This is a genomic window from Rhizobium sp. AN6A, assembly GCF_900215635.1.
Taxonomy (GTDB): Bacteria; Pseudomonadota; Alphaproteobacteria; order Rhizobiales; family Rhizobiaceae; genus Agrobacterium; species Agrobacterium tumefaciens.
In genome coordinates this window covers 1,819,107-1,832,657 of record NZ_OCNC01000004.1, presented here as the reverse complement: position 1 = coordinate 1,832,657, position 13,551 = coordinate 1,819,107, and the positions used below count along the sequence as shown (strand labels likewise).

The following is a 13,551-nucleotide window of genomic DNA, read 5'->3' as shown; positions in this document are numbered from 1 at the left end:
TGTCTCTCCTCCGCTGGAACATCGTCCAACTGTTTGACGACAAGATAGATCGGGTTTCAGTTTTCACAATCCCTTATCACGGTTGGCCCGGATAAGGGCCGAGTGGAAGAAAACAGACTTCCGTTACCGGCGTTTGAAAGGCTCCATGCCCTTGCGTGCCAATTCGTCGGCGCGCTCGTTTTCCGGGTGGCCGGCATGGCCCTTGACCCAGTGCAGCGTCACCTTATGGCGCTCCTGCGCCGCCTCCAGCGCCTGCCACAGCTCCACATTCTTGACCGGCTTGTTATCGGCGGTTTTCCAGCCCTTCTTCTTCCAGCCGAAAATCCACTTGGTGATGCCATCCTTGACATAGGCGCTGTCGGTATAGAGATCGACTTCGCAGGGGCTTTTCAGCGCGTTGAGCGCCGAGATGGCCGCCAGCAGCTCCATGCGGTTGTTGGTGGTATCGGCCTCGCCGCCGGACAATTCCTTTTCGGTCTCGCCATATCGCAGAACAGCACCCCAGCCGCCCGGACCGGGATTGCCGGAGCAGGCGCCATCGGTGAAGATATCGACATGTTTCATTCGCCAACCAGCCCGTATTCGGCGACATGGCCGATGGAGCGGTGGAACCGCAGCTTGCGCAGATATTCCAGCGGGTCTTTCTTCACCACCAGCGCGCCTGCCGGCGTCGTCAGCCAGTCATAGAGGCGGGTCAGGAAGAAGCGCAGCGCCGAGCCGCGTGCCAGAAGCGGCAAGGCATCCAGTTCCGCCTCGCTCAACGGACGCACTGACTGGTAACCTTCCAGCAGCGCCTTGCCCTTGGTGACGTTATAAGCGCCATCCTTCTCGAAGCACCAGGCATTGAGGCAGATCGACACGTCATAGGCGAGGAGGTCGTTGCAGGCGAAGTAAAAATCGATCAGGCCGGAAAGCTCGTCGCCGAGGAAAAACACGTTGTCCTGGAACAGGTCCGCATGGATGACGCCCGCAGGCAAATCCTTCGGCCAATGGGCGGCGAGATAATCGATTTCCGGGCGGATCTCGTCTTTCAAGCCCTTCTCCACCTCGTCGGCGCGGTCTTCAGACTTGTCCCACAGCACCTTCCAGCCATCGACGGAGAGCGCATTGGGGCGCTTGATCTCGAACCCCTCACCGGCCAGATGCATGGCGGCCAGCGCCTTGCCGACCTCCCGGCAATGTTTCGATTCCGGTTTTCGCAGCCACATGCCTTCAAGGAAGGAGATCAGCGCCGCCGGGCGGCCGGACAATTCGCCCAGCAGTTCCCCGTCCTTGCGCGGCAGCGGCAAGGGGCAGGACAGACCCTTGGCGGCCAGATGCTGCATGAGACCGAGGAAGAACGGCAGATCGGATTTTTCCACGCGCTTTTCGTAAAGCGTCAGGATCAGCGGATCCTTCGTCGTATGCAGCAGGAAATTGGAGTTTTCGACGCCTTCGGCAATGCCCTTATAGGATGTGAGGCTGCCAACGTCGTATTGTATGAGGAAATTCCTCAGATCATCTTCGGTGATGTCCGTATAAACTGCCAATTTCAAATCTCTTGATGAAGGATGGAGTGAAAATCTGAAGAGGGGATGACGTATGCGCGGTGGGAACCGCTCACATATCTCGCCATCCCGGTCTAGGCGCCAGTGGCGGCTTTCGGTGGCAGGGCATTGCTGGCATTGCCGTTCACGAAAGCCATGTCGTCCGTCGTCAGCTCGATGCTGCGCAGTTCGCGGTTGACGAGGAAATGTTCCGTTTCCTCCACCGTGACGGCCAGATCGAGCGTCGTATCGAAACGCGCCTTGAAGGCTTCGATGATCTCATCAACGATGACCTCCGGCGCGGAAGCGCCAGCCGAAAGACCGACGGTGCGGATATCGCCGATCGCATCCCAATCGATTTCCGCCGCACGCTGCACCAGAACCGAGTGTTTGGCACCGGCACGCAGCGCCACTTCCACCAGCCGCTTCGAGTTTGACGAATTGGGCGCGCCGACCACGATGAAGAGATCGCAGCCGGGGGCCGCCTGCTTTACCGCATCCTGACGGTTGGTGGTGGCGTAACAAATGCTGTCGGCGGCTGGCGCCTGAATGGCCGGGAAACGTTCCTGCAACCGGGCAATAACGCCTGCAGTATCATCGACAGACAGCGTTGTCTGGGTGACGAAACCGAGGTTTTCGCGGTCCACCGGTTCATAGGTGCCGGCATCCTCCACCGTCTCGACGAGCGAGACTGTGCCTTCGGGCAGCTGGCCCATGGTGCCGATGACCTCAGGGTGACCGGCATGGCCGATCAACACGACATGGCGGCCGAGGCGCTGGTGGCGCATGGCCTGCTTATGGACCTTGGAGACCAGCGGGCATGTGGCATCGAGATAAAACAGGTTGCGCGCCTGCGCATCCTCCGGCACGGATTTCGGCACGCCATGGGCGGAAAAGACCACCGGCTGCTCGCGATGCTCGGTGGGTATTTCGTGCAGTTCCTCGACGAAAATCGCGCCCTTGGCTTCCAGCCCCTCGACCACGTATCGGTTATGGACGATTTCGTGGCGGACATAGACCGGCGCGCCATAGGCTTTCAGCGCCAGCACGACGATCTGGATCGCCCGGTCCACGCCCGCGCAAAAGCCGCGCGGTCCGCACAGCCTTATCGTCAAAGGGGGTCTGGAAACGGCGATGTTCATTCGTGCTCCTTGGCGTGCTCCTTGCCCTTGCCCGGTAGCCAGCCTTACCGGACAGGGCGCGCGTTATTCACCTTGCGCCTTACCGTTCCGGAAATAGGCAAAACCGGCGACGATGACAAGGGCCGCCGCCAGACCATACCACGTTATCGCATATTGCAGGTGATTGTTGGGCAAATCTATCAGCGTCACGCCGCCCTGTGGCCAGCCGCCGGGGTTCGGCGCATCGTCGGCATCCACGAACAGGTTGACCAGCCTGTTGGGCGGGATATCGGTGCTCGACGCCATGGCCGCCAGATCCTTCCAGTAGAAGATGTTCTTGGCGATATCGTTATCCGGCAGCAGGGAAGACGGTTTTGCAACGAGCGGCGCGCGCGCCAGTCCCTTGATTTCCACCTCGCCCGCGACCTGCCCTTCAGGCCGCTTCGGCGCCTCCTTCATCTCAAAAGGCACGAAGCCGCGATTGACGAAGAGGATGCGGCCATCGGCAAGCGACAGCGGAGTATAGATGTAATAGCCGGTTCTGCCCTGGTGGGTGGCGAAGAAATGCCGCTCGCGGGCATGATCGAAAACGCCGGAAACGTTGACCCTGCGATATTCAATTTCGCCGCCGCTTTTGGCAATGGCCTCTATCTGCGAGAGCGTGGCCGGACTTGCGTTGCGCCGCGCCTCGATATCGGCAATCAGCGCTTCTTTCCAGTAAAGCCGCTTCACCTGCCATGTGCCTAGTCCGAGAAGGATGGCAAGTGCCAAAAGGACGAGCGGCGCGGCAAACCAGATGCGTCTTTCCGCCGCCTTCATGTGGGAAACCTCATTCACGATCAAGCCTGCCTTCGCTTGCATTGTTGCGGTATTGCAGCGCAATCATGATGCCCTTCATCTTGCGCAGCAGCACGAGGGAGACGATCACCGCAAAAGGCAACCAGAGCATGACATGCACCCAGACGGGCGGCGCAAAACGCTGATCGAACCAAAGCGCCAGCCCGATGACAAGGAAACCGACGATCAGCATGACAAAGACGGCCGGGCCTTCACCCGCATCGGCAAAGCCGTAATCCAGCCCGCAAGCGCTGCATGCGGGTTTCGGGGTCAGGAAGCCGTCGAACAGCCTGCCATTGCCGCAACGCGGGCAGCAGCCCTTCAGCCCGACTTTTATTGGGTCCACCGGCGCAAAACCGCCGTTTTCGGGTTCAGACATGATGGCCTCCCGCCTTGGGCCGGTTAAACCTCCGTCCGACCCGCCTGTTTAAACACAAAGGGCGGCAGATGCCGCCCTCCGAGTCAGAAAACAAACCGCATCACTCCGCCAGCGGCGCGCCCCAGCCGCCCCAGATGTAGATGGCGAAGAACAGGAACAGCCAGACCACGTCAACGAAGTGCCAGTACCAGGCAGCCGCTTCGAAGCCGAAATGCTGTTTCGGCGTGAAACCGCCGGCAATGGCGCGCAGCAGGCAGACCAGCAGGAAAACAGTGCCGACGAAAACGTGGAAACCGTGGAAGCCGGTCGCCATGAAGAAGGTCGCGCCATAGATCGAGTTCTTGAAGTCGAACGGGGCGTGCATGTATTCGTAAACCTGCACGGTCGAGAACAGGACGCCGAGAGCAACGGTGAGGACGAGACCGGTGATCAGCCCCTTGCGGTCATTGTGCAGCAGGGCATGGTGCGCCCAGGTGACGCAGGTGCCCGACAAAAGCAGGATGACGGTGTTGTAGAGCGGCAGGTGCCAGGGATCGATGACCTCGATGCCCTTTGGCGGCCACTGACCGCCGGTATATTCGAGGCGCGACGCCTGAATGGCCTCGTGCGGATAGAGGCTGGCATCGAAATAGGCCCAGAACCACGCGACGAAGAACATCACCTCAGAGGCGATGAACATGATCATGCCGTAACGCAGGTGAAGCGAAACGACACGGGTGTGGCTACCCTCATTGGCTTCCTTGATCGTGTCTGCCCACCATGCGTACATGGTGTAGAGCACGATGACGAGACCGATGTAAAACAGCCAGGGATTGGCCAGTTCCATGCCGAACAGCTTGAAGGAGCCAGCCGACAGGTAACGCATGTAACAGACGCCGCCGAAGGTCAGAATGAAGGCGCCGATCGAGGCCAGAAGCGGCCAGGGGCTTGGATCTATGATGTGGTAGTCGTGGTTCTTCTGATGCGTATCTGCCATGTGTGACAATCCCCTGGTATCTCTTCCCAGACCCGGCCCTGCTCAAAAGGCCCGAGTCTCCTCTCACAATTTGCTTTCGCCAGATTCAGTCTTTACCGGCAAGGACGCAACCGGTTTTTCGGTTTTGGCCGGATAAAACGTATAGGACAGCGTCAAAGTATGAATGTTCTTCGTTTCGCGCGCCGTGGCGATATCCGGATCGATGAAAAACACCACCGGCATTTCGAGCGTTTCGCCCGGCTGAAGCGTCGTTTCGGTGAAGCAGAAACACTCCACCTTGTTGAAATAAGCGCCTGCTTCCATGGGCGTGACGTTAAAGACCGCCGTGCCCGTGGTTGCCACCGCTGAGCGGTTCGTCGCCTTGAAATTGATCTGCACCGTTTCGCCGATTTTCGGCGTGACCAGCTTGTCGACCGGGCGGAAATCCCAGTTGAGGCCGTTCGACGTATTGGCGTCGAAGGTGACGTTGATGGTCTTGTCGAGAATGACGTCGGAATATTGCTCGACGCGCTGGGTCGTGCCGTTATAGCCAGTGACGCGGCAGAACAGGCTGTAGAGCGGAACGGCGGCATAGGCCATACCGATCATAGCGCAGAAAAACACGAGACAGAGCACGAGGATGGAGCGATTGCTCACCCGCTGCGTGCCGGCCATTGCCTTGTCTGCCCCGATATTTGCCCCGGTATTCGCCATGTCCCCCTCCTCTCCTCCGATCATGCTCTCACTGTCAGGCCGTCAATGCGAGCCGATCTTGATGATGGTGATGACGTAAAACAGCACCACCAGACCGGCGAGCAAGACGCCGAGCGCGACGTTGCGCCCGCGCCTCGATTTTTTCTGCGCCGCGCTCAATTCCACGGTTTCCATCAAAAAACTCCCGAAATCACGGCCTTGAGGGCCGGAGCGAAATGATCGGCCAGGAGGCCGGAAAAGATGGCGAAGAGGTAAAGCACCGAATAGGCGAACATCTTCTTGGCGGGCAACATCTTCTCGTCACCGTCAGGCATGCGCCGGACATCGAGCGAACAGTAAACGAAGATCACGCTCAGCACGGCAGCGAAAATGCCGTAACCGAGGCTCGCCAGACCGGTGAAATACGGCGCGACCGCAGCGGCAGCCGTCAGAACGGCGTAAACGATCATCTGGTTCTTGGTGGAGCGCTCGCCCGCCACGTTCGGCATCATCGGAATGCCGACGGAGCCGTAATCGCGCATCTTGAACAGCGCCAGCGCCCAGAAATGGGCTGGTGTCCACAAGAAGATGATGAGGAAGAGAATGACGCTATCAAGCGAAACGCCGCCGGTGACGCAGGCCCAGCCAAGCATGGGCGGGAAAGCGCCGGCAGCACCACCAATGACGATGTTCTGTGGTGTCGAGCGTTTCAGCCACATCGTATAGACGACGGCGTAGAAGAAGATGGTGAAGGCGAGCAGTCCGGCGGAGAACCAGTTGACCGCAAGGCCGAGGATGACCACTGAAAAGGCCGAGAGCGTCAACCCGAAGGCCAGCGCCTCGCCCGGGGCTACGCGGCCGGACGGGATCGGCCGCTTGGCGGTGCGGCTCATCACGGCGTCGATATCGGCATCGTACCACATGTTGAGCGCGCCGGATGCGCCGGCACCGACGGCAATACAGAGAATGGCGATGAGGCCGAGGACCGGGTTAATGTGGCCCGGCGCCAGCACGAGGCCCGCAAACGCCGTGAAGACGACGAGCGACATGACGCGCGGTTTCAGCAATTCGAAATAATCGCGCGCGCCGGCTTCCGAAAGTTCGGAGCTTTCCAGGCCAAGCATTTCGCGATTGTCGATGACGGTCATTTCGTATCCTGTTTTTCTTCAAATGCCGCTTGCCGCGACATCCCTTGCACCAGCCCGAAAACAGAGTGTCGTTTTCGGCATGCACGGTGCGTCAATTCATTGGTCCGAACGTTCCGGCACGGGCAGCACCGGGGTCAAAGACCCGATGCCATGCGCCTGGCATATCGCCACGCCCGTTCCGTCGCCCTGCTGCGTCTGCCCATTCATAGTAGCAGTACTTGGCTTTTATCATGTCGCACGAAAAGCTTCGCTTGGACAAAATGCCTCACGCAGCAGCAGACACCGTCCGCCTCAAGGGAAACGGCGCGGATAAGCCCACACCATCCCCTCTTTTCAGCTTCCGGAGCTCGCAAGCCCTGCCCGCGCACTCCGGTCCGGCATTCAGCGAATGCGCGGAAGCTGTTCCCACTGGTGGTATGGCGGCGGAGAGGACAGCTGCCATTCGAGCGTCGTCGCACCTTCACCCCAGGGATTGTTGCCAGCGATCCGCTTCTTGGCGAAGGCTTCCCAAACACCGAAGAGGAAGATCAATACGGCAACGGCCGAGATATAGGAACCATAGGAAGACACCAGGTTCCAGCCGGCATAGGCATCGGGATAATCGATGTAACGACGCGGCATGCCGGCAAGGCCGAGGAAGTGCTGCGGGAAGAAGATCAGGTTCACGCCAACGAACATCACCCAGAAGTGCAGCTTGCCGATGACCTCGTTGTACATGTAGCCGGTGATCTTCGGGAACCAGTAATACCAGCCGGCGAAGATCGCGAAGACCGCGCCCAGCGACAGAACGTAATGGAAGTGCGCCACGACGTAGTAGGTGTCGTGCAGCGAACGGTCGAGACCGGCATTGGCGAGCTGGACGCCGGTAACACCTCCGACCGTAAACAGGAAGATGAAGCCGATTGCCCAGACCATCGGGGTCGAGAAGGTCAGCGAACCGCCCCACATCGTCGCGATCCACGAGAAGATCTTGATACCCGTCGGCACCGCGATGACCATGGTTGCGAAGACGAAATAACGCTGCGCTTCCAGCGAAAGGCCGACCGTGTACATGTGGTGCGCCCACACGATGAAGCCGACAGCGCCGATGGCGACCATGGCGTATGCCATGCCGAGATAACCGAAGACCGGCTTCTTGGAGAAGGTGGACACGATGTGGCTGATGATGCCGAAGCCGGGCAGGATCAGGATGTACACTTCCGGATGGCCGAAGAACCAGAACAGGTGCTGGTAGAGGATCGGATCACCGCCGCCTTCCGGCGAGAAGAATGCCGTGCCGAAGTTACGGTCGGTCAGGAGCATGGTGATGCCACCAGCCAGAACCGGCAGGGAAAGCAGCAGCAGGAATGCGGTGACCAGAACCGACCAGGCAAAAAGCGGCATCTTGTGCAGCGTCATGCCCGGAGCGCGCATGTTGAGGATGGTGGTGATGAAGTTGATGGCGCCAAGGATCGAGGACGCGCCGGCAACGTGCAGCGAGAAGATCGCAAGATCCACTGCCGGTCCCGGCATGCCGTTGGTCGAAAGCGGCGGATACATGGTCCAGCCGCCACCCACGCCGTAACCGCCCGCCGGACCCTCGACGAAAAGCGACAGGAGCAGCAGGATGAACGCCGGAACGATCAGCCAGAAGGAAATATTGTTGAGGCGCGGGAAAGCCATGTCAGGAGCGCCGATCATGATCGGGATCATCCAGTTGGCAAAGCCGCCGATCATCGCCGGCATGACCATGAAGAAGATCATGATGAGCGCGTGCGCTGTCGTGAACACGTTGAACATGTGCTTGCCGCCGTCGATGGCAGCATCGCCCTCGAAGCCGTAAACCATGGAGGCCAGACCGTGGAAGATCTGGATGCCCGGCTCCTGCAGCTCCATACGCATGACAACCGAAAGCCCGCCACCGATGATGCCCGCCATGATGGCGAAGATCAGGTAGAGCGTGCCGATGTCCTTATGGTTGGTCGACAGGAACCAGCGGGCGAAAAAGCCCGGCTTATGGGAATGATCATGCGAATGATCATCATGCGCGCGCCCATCATGAGCGGATTGACCATGCGAGTGATGATCGTCGTGTGCGGAAGGTCCAGCCATTGTCGTCACTCCAGGTCTCAGTTGGTTTCGTTGGCGGCAACGTCGACCGTGCGCGGAGCGCCATCGACGGAGGCCATCAGTGCCCGGTTCGCGCCGTTCAGATCTGAAGCGGCGGCGGCGTGCCAGGCATTGTACTGCTGTTCGGAAACCACCCGAATGGCGATAGGCATGAAGGCGTGGTCCTTGCCGCAAAGCTCGGAACACTGGCCGTAATAAAGGCCTTCCTTCTCCGGCTTGAACCAAGTTTCGTTGAGGCGGCCCGGAACGGCGTCGATCTTAACACCGAAAGCGGGCATGGCGAAGGCGTGGATGACGTCCGTTGGCGCCGCCGTCACCAGAAGGCGAACGGTCTTGCCGACCGGAACGACCATTTCATTGTCTACCGCGAGAAGACGCGGGTAGCGGGCCTTGTCCTCCTTGCCTGCAGCTGCACGATCCTGCTCTTTCAGCAGGTAGCTGTCGAAGGAGAGCGGCTCGGCGCCTTCGGCAGCCTTGTATTCGTAGTTCCAGAGCCACTGCGTCGCAGTCGCCTTCAGCGTCAGATCAGGGTTTTCCGGCTGCGTCAGCTGCGCGTTCAGAAGATTAAACGACGGGAAAGCGAGGAACAGGAGAATGAGAACCGGCGCAAGCGTCCACACCACTTCGATCGCGGTGTTGTGGCTGGTCTTGGACGGCACCGGATTCTTCGCTGCGCGGAATTTCAAGGCGACGATAATAAGCAGCGCAAGAACGAAAAGCGTAACCGGAACAATGAACCAGAGCGTATATTGTTCAAACCAGCGTATTTCGTGCATGATCGGCGTGGCGGCCTCCTGCATGCCCATTTGCCAATGCACCGGCTGATCGGCGTGGGCGCCGACAGCCGTGAGCAGACAGGTCATCCCCGCCAGTGCTGCGTAAATCCTATTCGTCACGGTACCCTCTCCCTCACGCGTCTGATCTTGATCAATTACAGACGCAGAATCCATGCTTATGTTACTAACTTCAAACCACAGTTTGTCCTCTGCCGCAATATGCGTAAGGACACGGATGTCAGCCAATTTCACCATTGTTCATCGCAGCCGAGTTTCCCACGTCCCGTATCCCGCAAGATATTTCAGGCGCGCTTGGCAATGGTCAAAATCCGGCGCAGCCCCTGCTGGCAGCGCTTTTGCAGCAGGCTTCAGCCACCAGGCACCGGCTGCCGCACGGTCAAATCAGGCGCATGCACCTGGCAACAGGTCCTATTTCCGCCCAACTCGGCTGGAATTGAGGTACCAAGGCTTTTTTTTCCGGATTATGGCGTCAAAATAGCCGCACTGATTCGAATCCCAGAGGTATCCATGCGTCTTTCCCCGCTCGCGCGCACTTTTCTTGCCGCCGCCGGTCTTGCCATCATCGCTCCCGCCGCAGCGGCGCTGGCGCAACAGCAGCCGCCCGGAACGCCGAAGTCGACGCATGGAGCATGGTCGGTGATCTGCGACAAGCCGGCAGGCGCATCCGAAGATCAATGCGCCCTGATGCAGAACGTGATTGCCGACGACCGCCCGGAAGTGGGGCTTTCGGTGGTGATCCTGAAAACCGCCGACCGCAAGTCGCGCATCCTGCGTATCCTCGCACCGCTTGGCGTGCTCCTGAAAGACGGCATGGAGCTTTATATCGACAACAACAATATTGGCCGCGCCTATTTCACCCGCTGCTTCTCCGAAGGCTGCTATGTCGAGGTCGATATTGACGACGAACTGCTGAAGGTTCTGCGCGCCGGCAAGAACGCGGTCTTCGCCTTGCGTGAATCCGTCGATCAGGATCGTGTCGGTATTCCGATCGAGCTCACCGGCTTTGCCGAAGGCTACGACGCGCTTCCCTGAAGCCTCGTCTAAAGAGACAGCCTTGCGTCTGTCGGCTCCAGTGCCTAAATCGATGGAACGATAAAGACTGGAGCCTTCAATGACCAACGACCTTGTAAATCTCTTCGATTGCGACGAGACGCAGTTGCGCAAGCTGGTCGCGGAAGCGCTTGCCGGTGCCGATGATGGCGAGTTGTTCATCGAACATGCGCAGGCCGAATCGCTGACCTTCGATAATGGCCGCCTCAAGGGCGGTTCGTTCAACACGGACCAGGGCTTCGGCCTTCGCGCCGTCGCCGGCGAGACGGTTGGCTATGCCCACGCGGGCGAGCTTTCTCAAAGTGCGCTGAAACGCGCTTCGGATGCGGTTGGCGCCGTGACGAGAGGGTATTCCGGCTCCTATGCCGCAGCCCCGCAGCGTACCAACAAGAAGCTCTATGGCGACGAAAACCCCATCGGCAGCCCGAGCTTCGAGGAGAAGGTGAAGCTTCTCACCGATATCGATGCCTATCTGCGCGACAGGCACGCAAATGTCCGGCAGGTGACGGCGACGATTTCCGCAAGCTGGCAGGTAGTGGATATTCTGCGCGCCGATGGCCATCGCGTCAGCGATGTCAGGCCCATGACCCGTATCAATATTTCCGTGGTGGCTGGTGAAGGCGACCGGCAGGAAAGCGGCTCCTACGGCATTGGCGGCCGCGTCGGCTTTGGCGATTTCATCACCACGGAGAACTGGCAGCGCGGTGCCGACGAGGCGCTGCGCCAGGCGCTCGTCAACCTGAGCGCCGTCGATGCGCCGGCCGGCACCATGGATGTGGTGCTCGGCTCCGGCTGGCCCGGCGTCATGCTGCATGAGGCTGTGGGCCATGGCCTCGAAGGCGATTTCAACCGCAAGAAAACCTCGGCCTTTGCCGGCCTTATGGGCGAGATGGTGGCCGCCCCCGGTGTGACTGTGGTGGATGACGGCACCATCGACAGCCGCCGTGGTTCGCTCACCGTCGACGACGAGGGAACACCGTCGGCCTATAATGTGCTGATCGAGAACGGCAGGCTGGTGGGATACATGCAGGACCGCCAGAACGCCCGGCTGATGGGTGCGAAGGCGACAGGCAATGGCCGCCGGCAGGGTTATGCCTATGTGCCGATGCCGCGCATGACCAACACTTACATGCTGTCAGGCGACAGGACGCCCGAGGAGATCATCTCCTCCGTCAAGAAGGGCATCTATGCCGTTTCCTTCGGTGGCGGTCAGGTGGATATCACATCAGGCAAGTTCGTGTTCGGCTGCACCGAGGCCTATCTCATCGAGAACGGCAAGATCGGCGCGCCGGTGAAGGGTGCAATGCTGATCGGCAACGGGCCGGACGCAATGAAGCGCGTCTCGATGATCGGCAACGATTCGAAACTGGACACCGGCATCGGCAATTGCGGCAAGGCCGGGCAATGGGTGCCGGTCGGCGTCGGCCAGCCGCATCTGCGCATGGACCAAATCACCGTCGGCGGCACGAAGGCGTAGTTCCGGCCTCGAGCCGGAATCCAGCCTATCCGTGTCCGCTTGGCGAGAGGAGCCGTTTCAGCCCAAGGACTTGGGCTGACTGTGTGCCGGATCATGTCCGGCATGAGGTGAGAAAAGCTGTGGCAGGCCGAAAAGTTGAACCTGCTTCAGCCCACAACTCCGCACATGGCTGCCATGATGAGGATTCCTCTGGCAAGTCACCCGGAAGACGATAATATCGCCCCATCACCGCAGGCCACGCCTCCCGTCGCCGGGCCTGCGCGGCAAAGGAGACCATGACCATCATACGAAATGCCCTCGTCCCGGAACTAGCCGTCAGCGACTGGCAGAAAAGCCGCGCTTTTTATTGCGACCTGATCGGTTTTCATGTGGTTTATGAGCGCGCCGAAGAGGGCTTTGCCTATCTGGCGCTGGGTGATGCGCAGCTGATGATCGACCAGATCGGTGCGACCCGGACCTTCGTGGCGGAAAATGCAGCGCTTGAATTTCCGCTGGGCCGCGGCATGAATCTGCAACTTGCCGTTCCTTCCCTGCTGCCCATCCTCGCGCGGCTTGAGCGGGCCTCAATCGATCTTGTCCTGCCGTCAGAGGAAAAATGGTACAGGCGCGGCACAGTCGAGGTCGGCAACCGGCAATTCATCGTCGCCGATCCGGACGGTTATCTGCTCCGCCCGTTCGAAAGCCTCGGCGAACGCCCCTTCCGGTTCGGTTGAGCTGCCATGCTGCCTTTTCTCCCGCATGCTGTCGTTTTCGACATGGACGGATTGCTGATCGAAAGCGAGACGCTTTATCGCGATTCCTTTCTGGCCGCGTCAGATGAGGGCGGCCACGGAATGCGGGTCGAGACCTATCAGAAGGTCTGCGGCAGCCCGTGGGATGTCATCACCGGCACCATTTTCGCCGATTATGGCGCGGATTTTCCGATCGACAGCTTCCGCGACGCCTGGCTCCGGCATCTTGCCGTGATGATGGCGGAAGGCGTGGCGCTGAAACCCGGCGTCGTCGAAATCCTCGATCTTCTCGACAGGCTCGATATCCGCCGCGCCATCGCCACCTCCTCGCGGCACGATTCCGTCACGCGTCATCTCGGCCCCTATGACCTGCTCAAACGTTTCGATACCATCGTCGCTCGCGGCGACTATTCGGAGCCGAAGCCGTCGCCAATGCCATATCTTACTGCCGCAAAACGTCTCGGCATCGATCCGGGCCGTTGCCTGGCACTGGAGGATTCCTGGCACGGCGTGCGGTCCGCCTCGTCGGCGGGCATGATGACGATCATGGTACCGGATGTCGCGCCGCCGACCGAGGAAATGCGGGAAAAATGCATCGCCGTTTCAAGCGATCTTCATGCGGTTGCGGGCCTCCTGCAAAAGGCGCCGTTATCAGAGGCATGAAGGCGCGTCACATGCTTTAGCCATTTGTGCTTATGGTGACGCGCATATCGGCTGACAGGCCGATC

The 13,551-nt window shown here is 59.7% G+C and carries 15 protein-coding genes; 4 read left to right on the top strand and 11 right to left on the bottom strand.

The genetic code is table 11. The annotated features are described in order from the left end of the window. Positions 1 to 123: 123 nt before the first annotated feature. From rnhA to coxB, 11 genes are all read right to left on the bottom strand, one after another. On the bottom strand, positions 124 to 564 hold the full coding sequence (gene rnhA / locus CRO62_RS21480) for a ribonuclease HI (RefSeq protein ID WP_003511799.1): 441 nt from the start codon (positions 562 to 564) through the stop codon (positions 124 to 126). Further along, complete coding sequence (locus CRO62_RS21475) at positions 561 to 1,529, bottom strand: homoserine kinase (protein WP_097103190.1); 969 nt, start codon at positions 1,527 to 1,529, stop codon at positions 561 to 563. Before CRO62_RS21475 ends, rnhA begins: the two co-directional genes overlap by 4 nt. A gap of 92 nt (positions 1,530 to 1,621) precedes the next feature. Beyond that, positions 1,622 to 2,668 (bottom strand): 4-hydroxy-3-methylbut-2-enyl diphosphate reductase, encoded by a 1,047-nt coding sequence (ispH, locus tag CRO62_RS21470; protein WP_097101749.1) that lies wholly within the window; start codon positions 2,666 to 2,668, stop codon positions 1,622 to 1,624. Positions 2,669 to 2,731: 63 nt separating this feature from the next. Next, positions 2,732 to 3,466: an SURF1 family protein gene (locus CRO62_RS21465; RefSeq protein WP_097101746.1), complete on the bottom strand. Its 735-nt coding sequence runs from the start codon at positions 3,464 to 3,466 to the stop codon at positions 2,732 to 2,734. A 10-nt stretch (positions 3,467 to 3,476) separates the two neighbouring features. After that, the gene (locus tag CRO62_RS21460) at positions 3,477 to 3,863 is read right to left on the bottom strand and encodes a DUF983 domain-containing protein (protein ID WP_097101744.1); all 387 of its coding nucleotides are present in this window, start codon (positions 3,861 to 3,863) and stop codon (positions 3,477 to 3,479) included. Positions 3,864 to 3,963: 100 nt separating this feature from the next. Then, complete coding sequence (locus CRO62_RS21455; RefSeq protein WP_003511788.1) at positions 3,964 to 4,839, bottom strand: cytochrome c oxidase subunit 3; 876 nt, start codon at positions 4,837 to 4,839, stop codon at positions 3,964 to 3,966. A 63-nt stretch (positions 4,840 to 4,902) separates the two neighbouring features. After that, positions 4,903 to 5,532, bottom strand: coding sequence for a cytochrome c oxidase assembly protein (locus CRO62_RS21450; protein WP_097101742.1), 630 nt, complete (start codon positions 5,530 to 5,532; stop codon positions 4,903 to 4,905). 42 nt (positions 5,533 to 5,574) lie between these two features. Then, positions 5,575 to 5,706, bottom strand: coding sequence for a hypothetical protein (locus CRO62_RS27690; protein ID WP_013635615.1), 132 nt, complete (start codon positions 5,704 to 5,706; stop codon positions 5,575 to 5,577). Next, positions 5,706 to 6,659 (bottom strand): heme o synthase, encoded by a 954-nt coding sequence (locus tag CRO62_RS21440; RefSeq protein WP_097101739.1) that lies wholly within the window; start codon positions 6,657 to 6,659, stop codon positions 5,706 to 5,708. Before CRO62_RS21440 ends, CRO62_RS27690 begins: the two co-directional genes overlap by 1 nt. 381 nt (positions 6,660 to 7,040) lie before the next feature. Further along, the gene (gene ctaD, locus CRO62_RS21435) at positions 7,041 to 8,750 is read right to left on the bottom strand and encodes a cytochrome c oxidase subunit I (RefSeq protein ID WP_097101737.1); all 1,710 of its coding nucleotides are present in this window, start codon (positions 8,748 to 8,750) and stop codon (positions 7,041 to 7,043) included. A 17-nt stretch (positions 8,751 to 8,767) separates the two neighbouring features. After that, the gene (coxB, locus tag CRO62_RS21430) at positions 8,768 to 9,631 is read right to left on the bottom strand and encodes a cytochrome c oxidase subunit II (protein WP_373694489.1); all 864 of its coding nucleotides are present in this window, start codon (positions 9,629 to 9,631) and stop codon (positions 8,768 to 8,770) included. 441 nt (positions 9,632 to 10,072) lie between these two features. Between coxB and CRO62_RS21420 the strand changes: the two genes are divergently transcribed. The 4 genes from CRO62_RS21420 (at position 10,073) to CRO62_RS21405 (ending at position 13,486) form a co-directional block, all read left to right on the top strand. Further along, positions 10,073 to 10,597 (top strand): invasion associated locus B family protein, encoded by a 525-nt coding sequence (locus CRO62_RS21420; RefSeq protein WP_097101733.1) that lies wholly within the window; start codon positions 10,073 to 10,075, stop codon positions 10,595 to 10,597. A 79-nt stretch (positions 10,598 to 10,676) separates the two neighbouring features. Continuing rightward, positions 10,677 to 12,092 (top strand): metalloprotease TldD, encoded by a 1,416-nt coding sequence (tldD, locus tag CRO62_RS21415; protein ID WP_097101731.1) that lies wholly within the window; start codon positions 10,677 to 10,679, stop codon positions 12,090 to 12,092. Positions 12,093 to 12,367: 275 nt separating this feature from the next. Further along, a complete protein-coding gene (locus tag CRO62_RS21410) occupies positions 12,368 to 12,805 on the top strand; it encodes a bleomycin resistance protein (RefSeq protein ID WP_003511773.1) in 438 nt (145 codons plus the stop codon). Between the two features lie 6 nt (positions 12,806 to 12,811). Next, positions 12,812 to 13,486, top strand: coding sequence for an HAD family hydrolase (locus tag CRO62_RS21405; protein WP_097101729.1), 675 nt, complete (start codon positions 12,812 to 12,814; stop codon positions 13,484 to 13,486). Positions 13,487 to 13,551: the final 65 nt, after the last annotated feature.